General features: G+C 62.1%; 14 protein-coding genes. 1 reads left to right on the top strand and 13 read right to left on the bottom strand.

Going from position 1 to position 15,656, the window contains the following annotated elements:
- Positions 1-28: 28 nt before the first annotated feature.
- Positions 29-1,831 carry an ABC transporter transmembrane domain-containing protein gene (locus HND92_RS05755; RefSeq protein WP_172206428.1) on the top strand — a complete coding sequence of 601 codons (1,803 nt, stop codon included), beginning with the start codon at positions 29-31 and terminating at the stop codon, positions 1,829-1,831.
- Between the two features lie 51 nt (positions 1,832-1,882).
- Here the strand turns inward: HND92_RS05755 and HND92_RS05750 are convergent, their stop codons facing one another.
- The 13 genes from HND92_RS05750 to HND92_RS05690 are packed head-to-tail and all read right to left on the bottom strand — an operon-like array spanning position 1,883 to position 15,631.
- On the bottom strand, positions 1,883-2,344 hold the full coding sequence (locus HND92_RS05750) for a DUF1178 family protein (protein ID WP_172206426.1): 462 nt from the start codon (positions 2,342-2,344) through the stop codon (positions 1,883-1,885).
- A 12-nt stretch (positions 2,345-2,356) separates the two neighbouring features.
- The gene (locus tag HND92_RS05745; protein WP_015912621.1) at positions 2,357-2,680 is read right to left on the bottom strand and encodes a DUF2818 family protein; all 324 of its coding nucleotides are present in this window, start codon (positions 2,678-2,680) and stop codon (positions 2,357-2,359) included.
- A gap of 18 nt (positions 2,681-2,698) precedes the next feature.
- Entirely contained in the window at positions 2,699-4,192 is a 1,494-nt protein-coding gene (gene nuoN, locus HND92_RS05740) for an NADH-quinone oxidoreductase subunit NuoN (RefSeq protein ID WP_172206425.1), read from the bottom strand.
- A gap of 24 nt (positions 4,193-4,216) precedes the next feature.
- Positions 4,217-5,692: an NADH-quinone oxidoreductase subunit M gene (locus HND92_RS05735; protein WP_172206423.1), complete on the bottom strand. Its 1,476-nt coding sequence runs from the start codon at positions 5,690-5,692 to the stop codon at positions 4,217-4,219.
- A gap of 13 nt (positions 5,693-5,705) precedes the next feature.
- Complete coding sequence (gene nuoL, locus HND92_RS05730) at positions 5,706-7,718, bottom strand: NADH-quinone oxidoreductase subunit L (protein WP_172206421.1); 2,013 nt, start codon at positions 7,716-7,718, stop codon at positions 5,706-5,708.
- A 31-nt stretch (positions 7,719-7,749) separates the two neighbouring features.
- The gene (gene nuoK / locus HND92_RS05725; RefSeq protein WP_103737343.1) at positions 7,750-8,058 is read right to left on the bottom strand and encodes an NADH-quinone oxidoreductase subunit NuoK; all 309 of its coding nucleotides are present in this window, start codon (positions 8,056-8,058) and stop codon (positions 7,750-7,752) included.
- The gene (locus HND92_RS05720) at positions 8,055-8,726 is read right to left on the bottom strand and encodes an NADH-quinone oxidoreductase subunit J (protein ID WP_172206419.1); all 672 of its coding nucleotides are present in this window, start codon (positions 8,724-8,726) and stop codon (positions 8,055-8,057) included. The genes nuoK and HND92_RS05720 overlap by 4 nt, the downstream gene beginning before the upstream one ends.
- Positions 8,727-8,770: 44 nt before the next feature.
- Entirely contained in the window at positions 8,771-9,283 is a 513-nt protein-coding gene (gene nuoI / locus HND92_RS05715) for an NADH-quinone oxidoreductase subunit NuoI (RefSeq protein ID WP_011804406.1), read from the bottom strand.
- 12 nt (positions 9,284-9,295) lie between these two features.
- Positions 9,296-10,372 carry an NADH-quinone oxidoreductase subunit NuoH gene (gene nuoH / locus HND92_RS05710; protein WP_172206417.1) on the bottom strand — a complete coding sequence of 359 codons (1,077 nt, stop codon included), beginning with the start codon at positions 10,370-10,372 and terminating at the stop codon, positions 9,296-9,298.
- Positions 10,369-12,516 carry an NADH-quinone oxidoreductase subunit NuoG gene (gene nuoG, locus HND92_RS05705; protein ID WP_172206415.1) on the bottom strand — a complete coding sequence of 716 codons (2,148 nt, stop codon included), beginning with the start codon at positions 12,514-12,516 and terminating at the stop codon, positions 10,369-10,371. The genes nuoH and nuoG overlap by 4 nt, the downstream gene beginning before the upstream one ends.
- A gap of 15 nt (positions 12,517-12,531) precedes the next feature.
- Positions 12,532-13,893: an NADH-quinone oxidoreductase subunit NuoF gene (gene nuoF / locus HND92_RS05700; RefSeq protein ID WP_011804403.1), complete on the bottom strand. Its 1,362-nt coding sequence runs from the start codon at positions 13,891-13,893 to the stop codon at positions 12,532-12,534.
- Complete coding sequence (gene nuoE, locus HND92_RS05695; RefSeq protein WP_011804402.1) at positions 13,890-14,381, bottom strand: NADH-quinone oxidoreductase subunit NuoE; 492 nt, start codon at positions 14,379-14,381, stop codon at positions 13,890-13,892. Before nuoE ends, nuoF begins: the two co-directional genes overlap by 4 nt.
- Complete coding sequence (locus tag HND92_RS05690) at positions 14,378-15,631, bottom strand: NADH-quinone oxidoreductase subunit D (protein WP_011804401.1); 1,254 nt, start codon at positions 15,629-15,631, stop codon at positions 14,378-14,380. Before HND92_RS05690 ends, nuoE begins: the two co-directional genes overlap by 4 nt.
- Positions 15,632-15,656 lie beyond the last annotated feature (25 nt).

Below are 15,656 nucleotides of genomic sequence, written 5' to 3'. Positions count from 1 at the left end.
CAGCGACTCTTCCGCCCTACACTGGCGCATGGCAAGGTCCACCAACGCCCAGAAAAGACCCCAGGACATGCGCCACCTGATGAGGGAACTGGCGCCGTTCCTGCGTCCCTACCGGATACACCTCGCTGGCGCGATGGCGTTTCTGCTGCTCGCCGCCTTGGCAACGCTGGCCTTTCCCACGGCCCTGCGTCAATTGATCGATGGCGCGATTAGCGCAGCCACCCCCGGGGGAAAAGGCGTCGGCGCACCCGCGTTGCGCACGCACTTTGCGGTGCTGTTCGCGGTCGCCGTGGCACTTGGATTGGCGTCGGCCGCACGCTACTACCTCATGAGCTGGCTGGGCGAACGCGTCACGGCAGATCTGCGCAACGCCGTCTACGCGCACGTGCTGCGGCAGAGCCCGGAGTTCTTTGAAACCACGCAAACGGGAGAAGTGCTGTCGCGCCTCACGGCCGACACGACACTGGTGCAGACCGTCGTGGGCTCATCGCTGTCCATGGGGCTGCGCAATGCCGTGCTGGGCGCCGGGGCGCTGGGCATGCTGATCTGGAGCACACCCTACGTGATGGCGCTCGCCTTCGGGGCCATCGTCGCCATCGTGCTGCCGTCGATGTGGATCGGACGGCGTGTTCGGCGTCTGTCACGCGCAAGCCAGGACCGCGTGGCAGATGCCAGCGCCATCGCCGCAGAAGTATTGGGCGCCATTCCCGTGGTGCAAAGCTACACCGCAGAAGCGCGCGAGGCCGCCCGCTTCGCGGCGGCTACGGAGAGTGCGCTGCGCGCAGCCCTGCGCCGCAGCGGCGCCCGTGCAGCGCTGATGGCCTTCATCATCATTGCCAGCGCCGCGCTGTTGCTGTGGGGGTTGTATCTCGGGGCCCAGGCGGTCGTTGCAGGGACGCTGTCGGCCGGGCAACTGGGGCAGACCATTCTCTATGCGATGTTTCTCGCGGGTGCCGTAGCCGTGCTGGGCGAGGTCTATGGCGACCTGTTGCGCGCCGCGGGTGCGATGGAGCGGCTGATGGAACTGCTAGCAACACGCCCCACGCTTGCCGCACCATCCCGGCCCGCCATGCCGCGGGCCACAGACCTTTCGATCGAGTTCACGGGCGTAGGCTTCTCCTATCCCTCGCGCCCCGTGCCACCCGCGCTGCGCCACTTCGACCTGCGCCTGCTGCCAGGAGAAACCGTTGCGTTGGTGGGCAGCAGCGGCGCCGGCAAGTCCACCGTCTTTCAATTGCTGCAACGCTTCTACGACGTGAGCGAGGGCCGCATCACGTTGGGTGGCGTGGATTTGCGCGACATGGACCCGCAGGTGCTGCGAAGCCACATTGGCGTGGTTCCGCAAGATGCCGAGATTTTTTCCGCATCGGCCCTGGACAATATCCGCTATGGCGATCCGCAGGCGAGCCGGCACGCGGTGGAAGCAGCGGCACGCGCCGCATTTGCCCATGAATTCATCGACGCGCTGCCGCAGGGGTACGACACCTTTCTCGGCGAGCATGGCGTGCGCCTCTCAGGAGGCCAACGCCAGCGCATTGCCATAGCCCGCGCGCTGCTGAAGAACGCCCCCGTACTGCTCCTGGACGAGGCCACAAGCGCCCTGGACGCGCACAGCGAGCGTGCCGTGCAGCTTGCGCTGGACACCGCGCTTCGCCAGCATTCCCGCCAACGTATTACCCTGGTCATCGCCCACCGGCTGGCCACCGTCCAGCATGCGGACCGCATCGTGGTCATGGACCATGGAAGCATCGTCGAGCAGGGGCGGCATGAGGACTTGCTGCATCAGGGCGGCACCTATGCCCGCTTGGCAGCGCTGCAGTTCTCGCGTTGAAGGGTCATTGGGGGCGGCGCCGACGCGCTAGAGCCAGCCAGAGCCAGAACACTAGTGCAGAGGCTCTTTCGCTGCCTGCGGTAACGCCAGCGGCAGCACTGCAATACCCTCATCCAGCAGCTCGGCGGTATCCTGAGGCGTCGCTTGGCCGCGTATGCCGCGCTCTTCCGCCTCGCCGTAGTGCATGCGGCGTGCCTCGGATGCGAAACGGTCTCCCACGTCCTCGGTCTGCGCCATGACCCGGCGCGCCATGGCAAGCCATGCGGCCTGAAAGGCGGCGGATACCCCCTCTGGCGGAACGGGAGCGGGAGCCGTCGCAGCGGCTTCCCGCGATGTGGAAACCCCGGTGCTCAGGTTCAACCGGGGAGCGCTGACTCCCTTGCGCACCTGCGAGTCTCCGCACATCGGACACTGCACCAGGCCACGTGCCTGCTGGCTGTGAAAGTCGCCCTCACTCGCAAACCAGCCTTCAAACGTGTGGTCGAGCGAACACAGCAGGTCGAGTACCTTCAAGGCCAACCCTCATCAGTCCTCGGCGGCGCTGCGGTCGCGGCGACGCATCAGGTAGCGGTAGACGAACCCCGGAAATGCCAGCGTCACGAACAACGCCCCGGTGACCGCGTAGAACTCCCAGCCCTGGGGCGCAATCTGCCCTGCCCGTTTCTCGAGCGCCAACGCCAGACCACCGACCAGGAAGTACAGCAACACCAATTCCAGCGCGCGGACGAAGAAGGGTTTGCCTTCCCGGGCGCGCGCGCCGACGACCAGCCACCGGTCATTGATGAAAGGGAGATTGGCCGCCACAAGGGCGGCCAAAATTACCAGCCAGATGGCCCCCGTCTGGGTCATGGCAGCCGCGGCGCCCGGTCAGGTGGCGAGGGCGCGCACGATGGCATCGGCGCACAAGGCCATCAAGCCGCCCGGCAGCATGCCCAGGATCAGCACTAGCGCGCCGTTGATGGTCAGCACCACACGCACGTCCAGCGGGGCAGAAACGCTGCTGGCCGTCAGCGGCGCATCAAAGTACATGACCTTCACGACACGCAGGTAATAGAACGCGCCGATCAGGGACATCATCACGGCAAACACCGCCAGGGCGATGTGCGGCGCCTGGCCGGATGCCACCAGTGCCTGCAGCACGGACAGCTTGGCAGCGAAGCCCACCAGGGGCGGGATGCCCGCCATGGAGAACATGCACACCGCCATCACGCCGGCATACAGGGGGCTGCGCTGGTTCAGGCCGGCCAGATCGGAGATTTCCTCGCTCTCGAACCCTTCGCGTGCCAGCAGCAGGATGACGCCGAAGGCCGCCAGGGTGGTCAGCACGTAGGTCACCATGTAGAACATGGCCGAGCTGTAGGCGTTCTCCACGGCGGTGGCATCGACATTGCCATGCACCACGCCCGACATCAGGCCCAGCAGCACGAAGCCGATCTGGGAGATCGTGGAGTACGCAAGCATGCGCTTGAGGTTGGTCTGCATGATCGCCGCGAGATTGCCCACCAGCAATGAGCCTATGGCCAGCACCGCCAGCATCTGCTGCCAATCAATGGCCAGCGGCAACAGGCCATCGACCAGCAGGCGCATGGCCATGGCGAAGGCGGCGAGCTTGGGCGCGCTGCCGATGAACAGGGTCACGGCCGTGGGTGCGCCTTGATAGACGTCTGGAACCCACATGTGAAAAGGAACCGCCCCCAGCTTGAACGCCAGGCCCGCCACCACGAAGACCAGCCCGAACACCAGCACCTGGTGGCGAATCTGACCGGTATTGATGGCCTTGAAAACCTGGCCAATATCCAGCGAGCCCGTGGCGCCGTACAGCATCGACAGGCCATACAGCAGGAAGCCGCTGGCCATGGCGCCCAGCACGAAATACTTCATGGCGGCCTCGGTGGCCGTGGTGTTGTCGCGGCGCAGGGCGACCAGCGCATAGCTGGAAAGCGTCAGCAGTTCCAGGCCCAGATAGATCAGCAGGAAGTTGTTGGCCGAGATCAGCACAAACATCCCCAGCAGAGCGAGCATGGTCAGCGTGAACAACTCACCACCACGCAACATGTCGCGGTCCGCGGCATAGGGACGGCCATAAACGAGCAGGACCATCACGGCCACGGTCGCGAAGCACTTGAGCCAATTGCCCATGGCATCGCTGACCACCATGTTGCCCCAGGCATAGAAGGTGTTGCCACTGCTGGCGTACATGGCCTGAAGCGCCGCCACCACCGCCAGGGTGAGCATGGTGAGCACGTAAGTGCCGGTGCGACGCGTGCTGGTTACGCCAAGGTCCACCAGTGCGATCACGCAAGCCATGACCAGCAACACGATCTCAGGGTAAATCGCCAGCCAGCTGATGTTGTCAATCATCTCGTTTCTCTCAATTCAGTCTGGTCAGTTGAGCTTGGATTGCGCCACATGCCTGAGCAGGTCGGCCACGGAGGCATCCATCACATCCGTAAAGGGTTTGGGATAGATACCCATGTACAGCACGGCAATCGCCAGCAGGCCCAGCACAAGGAATTCACGCCCGTTGATGTCCACAAGCCCACGCACGTTGTCATTGGTGACGGGACCGAGATAGACGCGCTTGTACATCCACAGGGTGTAGCTCGCGCCCAAAATCAGGCTGGTGGCTGCGCCCAGGCCCACCCAGAAGTCAAACTTCACGGCGCCGATGATCACCATCCACTCGCCCACAAAGCCCGCCGTGGCAGGCAAGCCGCAGTTGGCCATCGAAAACAGCAATGCAAACGCTGCAAATTTGGGCATGGTGTTGACCACACCCCCGTAGGCCGCGATTTCGCGCGAGTGCACGCGGTCGTACAGAACGCCGATGCACAGGAACATGGCGCCAGAGACAAAACCGTGGGCAATCATCTGCACCAAACCGCCGGACACGCCAACGTCATTGAAGACGAAGAAACCAAGGGTGACCAGACCCATGTGCGCAACAGACGAATAAGCCACAAGCTTCTTCATATCCTTTTGCACCATCGCCACCAAGCCCACGTAAATGACGGCCACCAGCGACAAGGCGATCATCAGCCAGGCCCATTCATGGGATGCATCTGGTGCGATAGGCAACGAAAAACGCAGGAAACCGTAGGCACCCAACTTCAGCATGATGGCAGCCAGCACTGCGGAGCCGCCTGTCGGCGCCTCGACGTGCACGTCGGGCAGCCAGGTGTGCACCGGCCACATGGGCACCTTGACCGCAAACGCTGCAAAGAAGGCAAAGAACAGCAAGGTCTGCGCGGTGGCGGACAGGGGCAGTTTGTGCCAGGCTGCAATATCGAAGCTGCCGCCCGACTGGTTGTACAGATAGATGAAGGCCACCAGCATCAGCAGCGAGCCCAGCAACGTGTACAGGAAGAACTTGAAGGCCGCATAGATCTTGTTCGGCCCGCCCCAGATACCAATGATCAGGTACATGGGGATGAGCGTGGCCTCGAAGAACACATAGAACAGCAAGCCGTCCATGGCGCTGAACACGCCAACCATGAACCCCGACAGAATCAGGAATGCACCCATGTACTGGTTCACCCGCTCCGTGATCGCCTCCCAGGAGGCAATCACGACGATCACCGTGATGAAGGCCGTCAGCGGCACGAACCAGAATGCAATCCCATCCACGCCAAGATGGTAATGAACGTTGAATCGTTCAATCCACATGGCCTTTTCGACGAACTGCGCGGCAGCGCTGCCATTGTCGAAACCGCTGATGAGCGGAAGGGTGACGGCAAATCCCGCCAACGCACCAATGAGCGCCAGCCAGCGCACCACCCTCACATGCTCATCGCGCCCCAACGCCAGCAACAGGGCACCGAATGCGATGGGTACCCAGATGGCAAGACTCAACAAACCCATTTTTGTTTTCCCTCTACTTGTTGAGCCAGACGAAGTACGTCATGAGTGCGAACACACCCAGGATCATGACCAGCGCATAGTGGTAGATGTAACCCGACTGGAACCAGCGCACCAGTCCGGCAATGCGACCGACGAGCTTCCACGAACCATTCACGATAGCGCCGTCGATCACTCCCTGGTCACCGCCCTTCCACAAGGCGGTACCCAGGCAGCGTGCGCCCCGGGCAATGACATTCTCATTGAGCCAGTCGAGGTAATACTTGTTCTCCAACAACGTATAGACCGGCTGGAAAGCCCGCTTGATGGCGGTCGGCAGGGCCGGATTGACCATGTACATGTAGTAGGCCAGGGCAACTCCCGCCAGCCCCAACCAGAACGGCGCGGCAACGAATCCGTGCATGCCCATTTCCATCCAGCCGTGGATGGTCTTGGCCAGCTCCGCCATGGCGGGGTGGCGCGCGGCATCGACGTGGATCACGCCCTTGAAGAAGTCACCGAACAGCATGGGCATCAGCGTCATGGCACCAATCACTACGGACGGAACGGCCAGCAGCACCAGCGGCAGCCAGACCACCCAGGGCGACTCGTGCGGCTTGGCATCGTGGCCATGGCCATGATCGTCGTGGTGGGCATCGGGATTCTGGTCGTAGCGTTCCTTGCCATGGAAAACCAGGAAATACACGCGGAACGAATAGAACGCCGTCACGAACACACCGGCCAACACGGCGAAATGCGCGAAACCGGCGGCCGGCAGCTGGCTGAAGTGCACCGCCTCGATGATGGCATCCTTGGAATAGAAGCCCGAGAAGAACGGCGTACCGATCAGCGCCAGCGAACCCAGCAGGAAGGTGATCCAGGTAATCGGCATGTACTTGCGCACGCCACCCATCCAGCGGATGTCCTGGTTGTGATGCATGCCGATGATGACCGAGCCCGCGCCAAGGAACAACAGCGCCTTGAAGAAGGCGTGGGTCATCAGGTGAAACACAGCCACGGAGTAGGCCGACGCGCCCAGGGCCACGGTCATGTAGCCCAGCTGGGACAGCGTGGAGTACGCGATCACCCGCTTGATGTCGTTCTGGATGATGCCCAGGAAGCCCATGAACAGCGCGGTGATGGCGCCAATGACGAGGACGAAGTTCAGGGCCGTATCGGACAGCTCGAACAACGGCGACATGCGCGACACCATGAAGATGCCGGCCGTCACCATGGTCGCGGCGTGAATCAGGGCCGAGATCGGCGTGGGGCCTTCCATCGAATCGGGCAGCCACACATGCAGCGGGAACTGGGCCGACTTGCCCATGGCGCCAATGAACAGGCAGATGCAGATCACGGTGATCAGCATCCAGTCGGTGCCGGGGAAGCCAATCGCGCCCAGTTCATTGGCCTTGGCGAAGATCTCGCCATAGTTGAAGGAGCCCGCGTAGGCGGCAATCAGGCCGATGCCGAGAATGAACCCGAAGTCGCCCACCCGGTTCACCAGGAATGCCTTCATGTTCGCGAAGATGGCCGTGTCCTTCTTGTACCAGAAGCCGATCAGCAGGTACGACACCAAGCCCACCGCCTCCCAGCCGAAGAACAGTTGCAGCAGGTTGTTGCTCATGACCAGCATGAGCATGGAGAAGGTGAACAGCGAGATGTAGGAGAAGAAACGGTTGTAGCCGTCGTCCTCTTCCATGTAGCCGATGGTGTAGATGTGCACCATCAGGGACACGAAGGTCACCACGCACATCATCATGGCCGTGAGGCTGTCGATCAGGAAGCCGACCTCCATCTTCAGGCCACCCACGACCATCCAGGTGTAGATGGTGTCGTTGAAGCCCGCGCCATCCTGCACGACGCTCTGGAGCGTCATGGCCGACAGCACGAAGGCGATCAGCACCCCCAGGATGGTCAGCGAATGGGAACCACGACGGCCGATCAAGTTACCGCCGAACGCGGTACCGAACACGCCAACGAGCACGGAGCCCGCCAGCGGCGCCAGGGGCACCGCCAGCAGCATCGAAGCAGAAAGGGTTTGACTCATTCTTGAGAACCTTGCAAGTACCGGTGACCCATCAACCCTTGAGGGTGTTGAGGTCTTCCGCGTCAATGCTGGACTTGTTACGGAACAGCAGCACCAGGATGGCCAGGCCGATGGCGGACTCAGCGGCCGCCACGGTGAGAATGAAGAACACGAATACCTGTCCGTGCATATCCCCCAGGTAATGCGAGAACGCGACGAAGTTGAAATTCACCGCGAGCAGCATCAACTCAATCGCCATCAGCAAGACGATGAGATTCTTGCGGTTCAGGAAGATGCCGATCACCGCCATCGCAAACAGCATGGCGCCCAGTGAAAGAAAGTGGCCCAGCGTCGGTGTCATTGCTTCTTCTCCTCGGCAGCGGGTGCGGGTACGGCCTCTGCGGCCGGTTGCTCGGTCACCGGTAGTTTCATCATGACAACGCGATCAGCGGCGCGCACGCGAATCTGCTCGGCGGGGTCGATGGCCTTGGAGTCCTTGCGTTGGCGCAGCGTCAGGGCAATGGCCGCGATCATCGCCACCAGCAGAATGACGGCTGCCACCTCGACCGGGTACAGGTATTCGGAATAGAGCAGCTTGCCCAAAGCCTTGGTGTTGGAGTACGGCACGGTTTGCCCCGCCGCATTGACCATCACGTCCGCGATGGCCTTGGGCTCCTCCATGCCACGAAAGCCCGTCATCAGCACAGCCGCCATTTCAAACGTCACGATGGCGCCAATGAGGGCGGCCACCGGGAAATGCTTCCAGAAGCCCCTGCGCACCGCGTCTATGCGTATGTCCAGCATCATCACGACGAACAGGAACAGCACCATCACGGCCCCCAGATAAACCAGGATCAATGTGATGGCCAAAAACTCCGCCTTCAGCAAGAGCCAGATACCGGCAGCTTGCGAAAAGGCAAGAATCAGATGCAACACGGCATGCACGGGATTGCGCGCCGTGATGACGCGGAAGGCCGCATAAAGCAGCACCACCGCAAACAGATAGAAGAAACCGGTCTTGGCATCCATGAATCAGGTCTTTTCAAAAGTTCAGACGTTGTACGGACACCCGGTCAACGGTACTTGGCGTCCGCAGCCTTGGCGGCTGCGATCTCGGGCTCGTAGCGGTCACCAACGGCCAGCAGCATGTCCTTGGTGAAGTACAGATCGCCCCGCTTTTCACCGTGGTACTCGAAGATCGGCGTTTCCACGATGGAATCCACCGGGCAGCTTTCTTCGCAAAAGCCGCAGAAGATGCACTTGGTCAAGTCGATGTCGTAGCGCGTGGTGCGGCGCGAGCCATCGGCGCGCACGTCGGACTCGATGGTGATCGCCACCGCCGGACACACCGCCTCGCACAGCTTGCAGGCAATGCAGCGCTCTTCGCCGTTTTCATAGCGGCGCAGCGCATGCAGGCCGCGGAAACGCGGCGAAAGAGGAGTCTTTTCCTCGGGGAACTGCACCGTCACCTTGCGACGGAAGGTGTAGCGGCCCGTCAGGGCCATGCCCTTCGCCAGTTCCCAGAGCATGAAGCTCTTGAAAAAATCCTTGATGGAGAAAGATGCAGAAGCAGCAACAGCAGCCATGGATGTCCCCGCTTATTTCCAGATGTTCCAGGGCGACAGCAACCATGCGCCCACGACCAGCAGCCACACCAGGGTGACCGGAATGAAGATCTTCCAACCCAGACGCATGATCTGGTCATAGCGGAAGCGCGGGAAGGTGGCCCGAATCCAGATGAACATGGATACCACCAGGAAGGTCTTGATGCCCAGCCAGATCCAGCCCGGGATGAAGCCGAGCACATCGAAGGGCGGCAGCCAGCCCCCGAGGAACATCACCACGGCCAGGATGGAGACCAGCCACATGCTGGCGTATTCTGCCAAGAAGAAGATGGCAAAGCCCATGCCCGAGTACTCGACCATGTGGCCCGCCACGATTTCCGCCTCGCCCTCGACCACGTCGAACGGGTGGCGGTTCACCTCGGCAACCACGGAGATCAGGTAAACGATGAAGATGGGGAACAACGGCAGCCAGTTCCAGGACAGGAAGCCCAGCCCCATGTCCGTCATGGTGCCGCGCCCCTGGACGGCCACGATCTCGGTCAGGTTCATGCTGCCCGACACCATGATGACGACCAGGAAGCAAAAACCCATGGCGATTTCATAGCTGACCATCTGGGCCGAGGCACGCAAGGCCCCCAGGAAGGCGTACTTGGAGTTGGAGGCCCACCCGGCAATGATCACGCCATACACCTCGATGGAGGTGATGGCCATGACCAGCAGCAGGCCCGCGTTGACATTGGCAAGCGCCAGATCCGGCCCGAAGGGGATCACCGCCCATGCGCCCAGCGCGGGCATGATGGCCATCACCGGGCCGAGATAGAACAGACCCTTGGCAGCCGCCGCAGGCTGGATCAGCTCCTTGGTCAGCAGCTTCAGGGCGTCGGCAATCGGCTGCAGCAAGCCGAAGGGCCCGACGCGGTTGGGCCCGAAGCGCACCTGCATGAACCCCAGCAGCTTGCGTTCCCACAGCGTCAGATAGGCCACGGCCCCCAGCAGCGGCAATACGACGCAGATGATCTTGATGAGATTCCAGATGACGGGCCAGGCCGCGCCGGTCCACCATGAGGCGGCGACCAGGTTCAGGCCGCCGTTGTAGATTGCGTCGATCATGCAGCGACTCCTTCACGTGCCGCACGCGCGTCGGCCGTCAGTTGCAGCGAAGGTGAACGGCGCACCAGGCTGTCGAGCTGATAGATGGCGGCCACGGCGGGCTCGCCGCATTCGCCTGCCAGCGAACCGATCTCGGCCTTGGTGGCGTTGCTCAGGCGTTCGGCGGGCAATTGCAGGCCGCCGCCGGTGGACTCACCGGTGGGCCTGCCGATGGCGCTGGCCAGCACGTCCTGCGAGGTTTCGTAGTCCATGCCCTTCAACCCCAGCAGGTTGGCCAGCACGCGCAGCACCTTCCATGCGGGTCGGGCGTCACCGGCAGGCTTGACCACCGCGTGGAAGCTCTGCAGGCGGCCTTCGGCATTGACGAAGCTGCCGGACGTCTCGGAGAACGGCGCGATGGGCAGCAGCACGTCGCTGAATTCGAGATTGGTCTTGAACGGGCTCAGCGTGACGACCATATCGGTCTGCGCCAAAGCCTGAGCCGCTGCAGCACCCATGGCGGAGTCGTGCTCAGGCTCCACATTCAGCAGCAGGGCTGCCTTCAGGCGGCCATCCAGCATTTGTGCAGCGTTCAGCCCGCCCTCTTGGGGTTGCGCACCCACGAACTGCGCACCGACCGTATTGGCGGCCTCCGTCAGGTAACCCACCGTCGCTCCGGTCTGGGCACCGATCCACTGCGCCAGCGCCAGCAGGCTCGACGCTTGGGCATGATGGGCAGCACCATTGCCCAGCAGAATGGCTTTGCGCTCCCCCGTCAGCAATGCAGCAGCAATGGCCCGGGCTTCTTCGCTGGTGGCAGCTCCTTCCACGGGGGCAGCCACGCCCTTCTCTGCAGCGATGGCGGCTGCGACTTCCGCCAGCGCCGTGCTCCAGCCGGCCGCTGGGGCCAGCTTGGTGCGGACATTCGGAATGGCCCAATCACTTGCTGCTGAATTAATAGCACTCACCACACACCCATGGCGCGCTGCCTGCCGAATTCGCTGTGCAAACAAGGGATGGTCCTTGCGCAGATTCGAGCCAACGACCAACACGGACTGCAGCGTGCTCAGGGATGCGATGGACGTCCCCAGCCAGCGCACACCTTCGGCCTTGCCGAACTCCGCATGGCGCAGACGGTGGTCGATGTTGTCGCTACCCAACCCGCGCACCAGCGCGCCGGCCAGGAACAACTCTTCTACTGTGCTGTGCGGGCTTACCAGCGCTCCGATGCTCTGGGCGCCGTGCTCGGTCTTGACGCACCGCAGACCGTTGGCCACATATTCCAGGGCCGTCTGCCAATCGACTTCCTTCCACTCCCCACCCTGTTTGAGCATGGGACGTGTCAGGCGGTCGGGGGAATTCAATGCCTCATAGGAAAAACGGTCGCGGTCAGCAATCCAGCACTCGTTGACATCCTCGTTCTCGAACGGGACGACGCGCATGACCTTGTGGTTCTTGACTTGCACAATGAGATTGGCGCCCGTGGAGTCGTGCGGACTCACGGATTTGCGGCGAGAAAGTTCCCACGTGCGGGCGCTGTAGCGGAAGGGCTTGCTGGTCAGTGCGCCCACCGGGCACAGGTCGATCATGTTGCCCGACAGTTCCGAGTCGACCGTATCGCCGATCACGGTCGTGATCTCCGAATGCTCGCCACGGTTCACCATGCCAAGTTCCATCACGCCGGCGATTTCCTGGCCGAAACGAACACAACGCGTGCAATGGATGCAGCGGCTCATCTCTTCCATGGAGATCAGCGGGCCTACGTCCTTGTGCGCCACCACGCGCTTTTCCTCGCCATAGCGCGAGGAATCGCCGCCATAACCTACGGCCAGATCCTGCAACTGGCATTCGCCGCCCTGGTCGCAGATGGGGCAGTCCAGCGGATGATTGATGAGCAGGAACTCCATCACCGACTGCTGGGCCTTGATCGCCTTGTCGCTCTTGGTGCGCACGATCATGCCCTGCGTCACAGGCGTGGCGCATGCAGGCAGGGGTTTGGGGGCCTTCTCCACCTCCACCAGGCACATGCGGCAATTGGCGGCAATGGAAAGCTTCTTGTGGTAGCAGAAATGGGGAATGTAGGTACCCACCTTCTCGGCCGCATGCATCACCATGCAGCCTTCGGTGACTTCTACCTTCTTCCCGTCCAGTTCGATTTCAACCATATGCTGTACTCGCGTTCAGGCGCTGGCGGGGGTGGAACCCGATGGGTGGGCGTTTCGGATCAGCGCTTCAAACTCCGGACGGAAATGCTTGAGCATGGCGCGCACCGGCATGGCTGCCGAATCGCCCAGCGCGCAGATGGTCCGGCCCTGAATGTTGTCCGCGACGGAATTGAGCAGGTCCAGATCGCTCTCCCGCCCGGCTTCGTGCTGGATACGATTGATCACGCGCCACATCCAGCCCGTGCCTTCGCGGCAGGGTGTGCACTGACCGCAGGATTCATGCGCGTAGAAATACGACAGGCGCAGCAGGCTCTCCACCATGTTGCGGGAATCGTCCATCACGATCACGGCGCCCGAGCCCAGCATGGAGCCGGCCTTGGCGATGGAGTCGTAGTCCATCGTGCATTCCATGATGATGGACGCCGGCAACACGGGAGCGGAAGAACCGCCCGGAATCACCGCCTTGAGCTGGCGACCCTTGCGCACGCCACCCGCCAGTTCCAGCAGCTTGGCAAATGGCGTGCCCAGGGGCACTTCATAGTTGCCTGGACGCTCTACGTCGCCGGACACCGAGAAGATCTTGGTGCCACCGTTGTTGGGCTTGCCACACTCGAGGTATGCCTGACCGCCATTGCGGATGATCCACGGCACCGCGGCGAACGTCTCGGTGTTGTTGATCGTGGTGGGTTTGCCGTACAGGCCAAAGCTGGCCGGGAATGGCGGCTTGAAACGCGGCTGGCCCTTCTTGCCTTCCAGCGATTCCAGCAACGCCGTTTCCTCGCCGCAGATATACGCCCCAAAGCCATGGTGCGCATGCAGCTGAAAGCTGAAGCTGCTGCCCAGGATGTTGTCACCCAGATAGCCCGCAGCGCGCGCCTCTTCCAACGCCGCTTCAAAGCGCTCGTAGACCTGGAAGATCTCGCCGTGGATGTAGTTGTAGCCCACAGAGATGCCCATCGCGTAGGCCGCGATGATCATGCCCTCGATCACGATGTGCGGGTTGTACATCAGGATGTCGCGATCCTTGCACGTGCCCGGCTCCCCCTCGTCGGAATTGCAGACCAAGTATTTCTGGCCAGGGAACTGACGCGGCATGAAGCTCCACTTCAGGCCAGTCGGGAAGCCCGCACCACCACGGCCGCGCAGACCGGATTCCTTCATGGTGGCGATCACCTGGTCCTGGGTCAGGCCTTCACCACCATCCTTGCCCAGCAGCTTGCGCAGGGCCTGGTAGCCTCCCCGGGCCTCGTAATCCTTGAGGCTCCAGTTGCTGCCGTTCAAGCCCGCATAGATCTGCGGATTGATATGGCGGTCATGGAAGCAGGTCTGTACGCCCGTCGCCTGAAACTGCGACAGCACTTGTGCAGCCGTGGTCATTGTTTGCCCTCCGCAGCGCGCAGGCCATCCACCATCTGGTCGAGCTTGTCGTCGTCCATGAAACTGCACATGTTGCGGTCATTGACCAGCATCACGGGCGCGTCGGCGCAGGCCCCCAGGCATTCGCATTGCTGCAAGGTGAAAAGGCCATCGGCGGTGGTTTCGCCCATGGAAATGCCCAGCTTCTTCTCAAGGTGGTGCAGCGCATCCTGCCCACGGCGCAGCTGGCACGGCAAATTGGTGCAGACGGCCAGCTTGTACTTGCCCACCGGCTGCTGGTTGTACATGTTGTAGAACGTGGTGACCTCATGCACGGCGATCTGGGGCATGCCCAGGTACTCGGCGATCACGGCCTCGCTCTCGGCGCTGACCCAGCCCTGTTCCTGCTGGACGATGGACAGGCACGCCATCACCGCAGACTGTTTCTGGTCTGCGGGGTATTTCGCCACTTCGCGGGCAAAACGTTGCTTGGTCGCTTCGGTAATCATCGGTCAATCTCTCCGAACACGATATCCATGGTGCCGATGATGGCCACGGCATCGGCCAGCATGTGGCCCCGCGCCATTTCGTCGAGTGTGGCCAGATGCGCGAACCCGGGTGCGCGGATCTTCAGGCGGTAGGGCTTGTTCGCACCGTCGCTCACCATGTAGATACCGAACTCCCCCTTGGGATGCTCAACGGCCGCGTAAGCCTCGCCGGCCGGCACGCGGAAGCCTTCCGTGAAGAGCTTGAAATGGTGGATCAGCTCTTCCATGTTGGACTTCATGGCCTCGCGCGAGGGCGGCGCGATCTTGTGGTTGTCCGTGATGACGGGGCCGGGGTTGGCCCTGAGCCAATCGACGCACTGCTTGATGATGCGATTGGACTCGCGCATCTCTTGCACGCGAACGAGATAGCGGTCATAGCTATCGCCCGTCACCCCGACCGGCACATCGAAGTCCACGCGGTCATAAGCGTCATACGGCTGCTTCTTGCGCAGGTCCCATGCAATGCCCGAGCCGCGCAGCATCGGGCCGGTCATGCCCAGGTTCAACGCGCGCTCAGCCGGCACCACGCCGATACCCACCGTACGCTGCTTCCAGATCCGGTTGTCTGTCAGCAGGGTCTCATACTCGTCTACGCACTTGGGGAAGCGCTGCGTGAAATCGTCGATGAAATCCAGCAGCGAACCCTGGCGGTTACGGTTGAGCTCCTCGATAGCCTTGGCGTTCTTGATCTTGCTGACCTTGTACTGGGCCATGCTGTCCGGCAGGTCCCGGTACACGCCCCCCGGACGGAAGTAGGCCGCGTGCATGCGAGCGCCAGAAACGGCCTCGTACATGTCGAACAAGTCCTCCCGCTCACGGAAGGTATAGATGAGGATCGTGGAGCTGCCGCAGTCGTTGCCGTGCGAACCCAGCCACATCAGGTGGTTCAGCAGGCGCGTGATTTCGCCGAACATCGTTCGGATGTACTTCGCGCGCAGCGGCACCTCGATGCCCAGCATCTTCTCGATGGCCAAGCAGTAGGCCTGCTCGTTGCACATCATGGACACGTAATCGAGACGGTCCATGTAGGGCAAGGACTGGATGTAGGTCTTGTGCTCTGCCAGCTTTTCGGTGGCACGGTGCAGCAGCCCGATGTGCGGGTCGGCACGTTGTACGACCTCGCCATCCAGTTCCAGCACCAAGCGCAGCACGCCGTGTGCTGCCGGGTGCTGCGGTCCGAAGTTCAGGGAGTAGTTCTTGATTTCAGCCATGGTCGATCACCAAGCGGCATGCCGC

It is taken from the genome of Diaphorobacter sp. JS3050 (assembly GCF_013154915.1).
GTDB lineage: Bacteria > Pseudomonadota > Gammaproteobacteria > Burkholderiales > Burkholderiaceae_C > Diaphorobacter > Diaphorobacter nitroreducens.
Note: the sequence above shows the minus strand (reverse complement) of the source record. Positions and strands in the feature narration are given on the sequence as shown.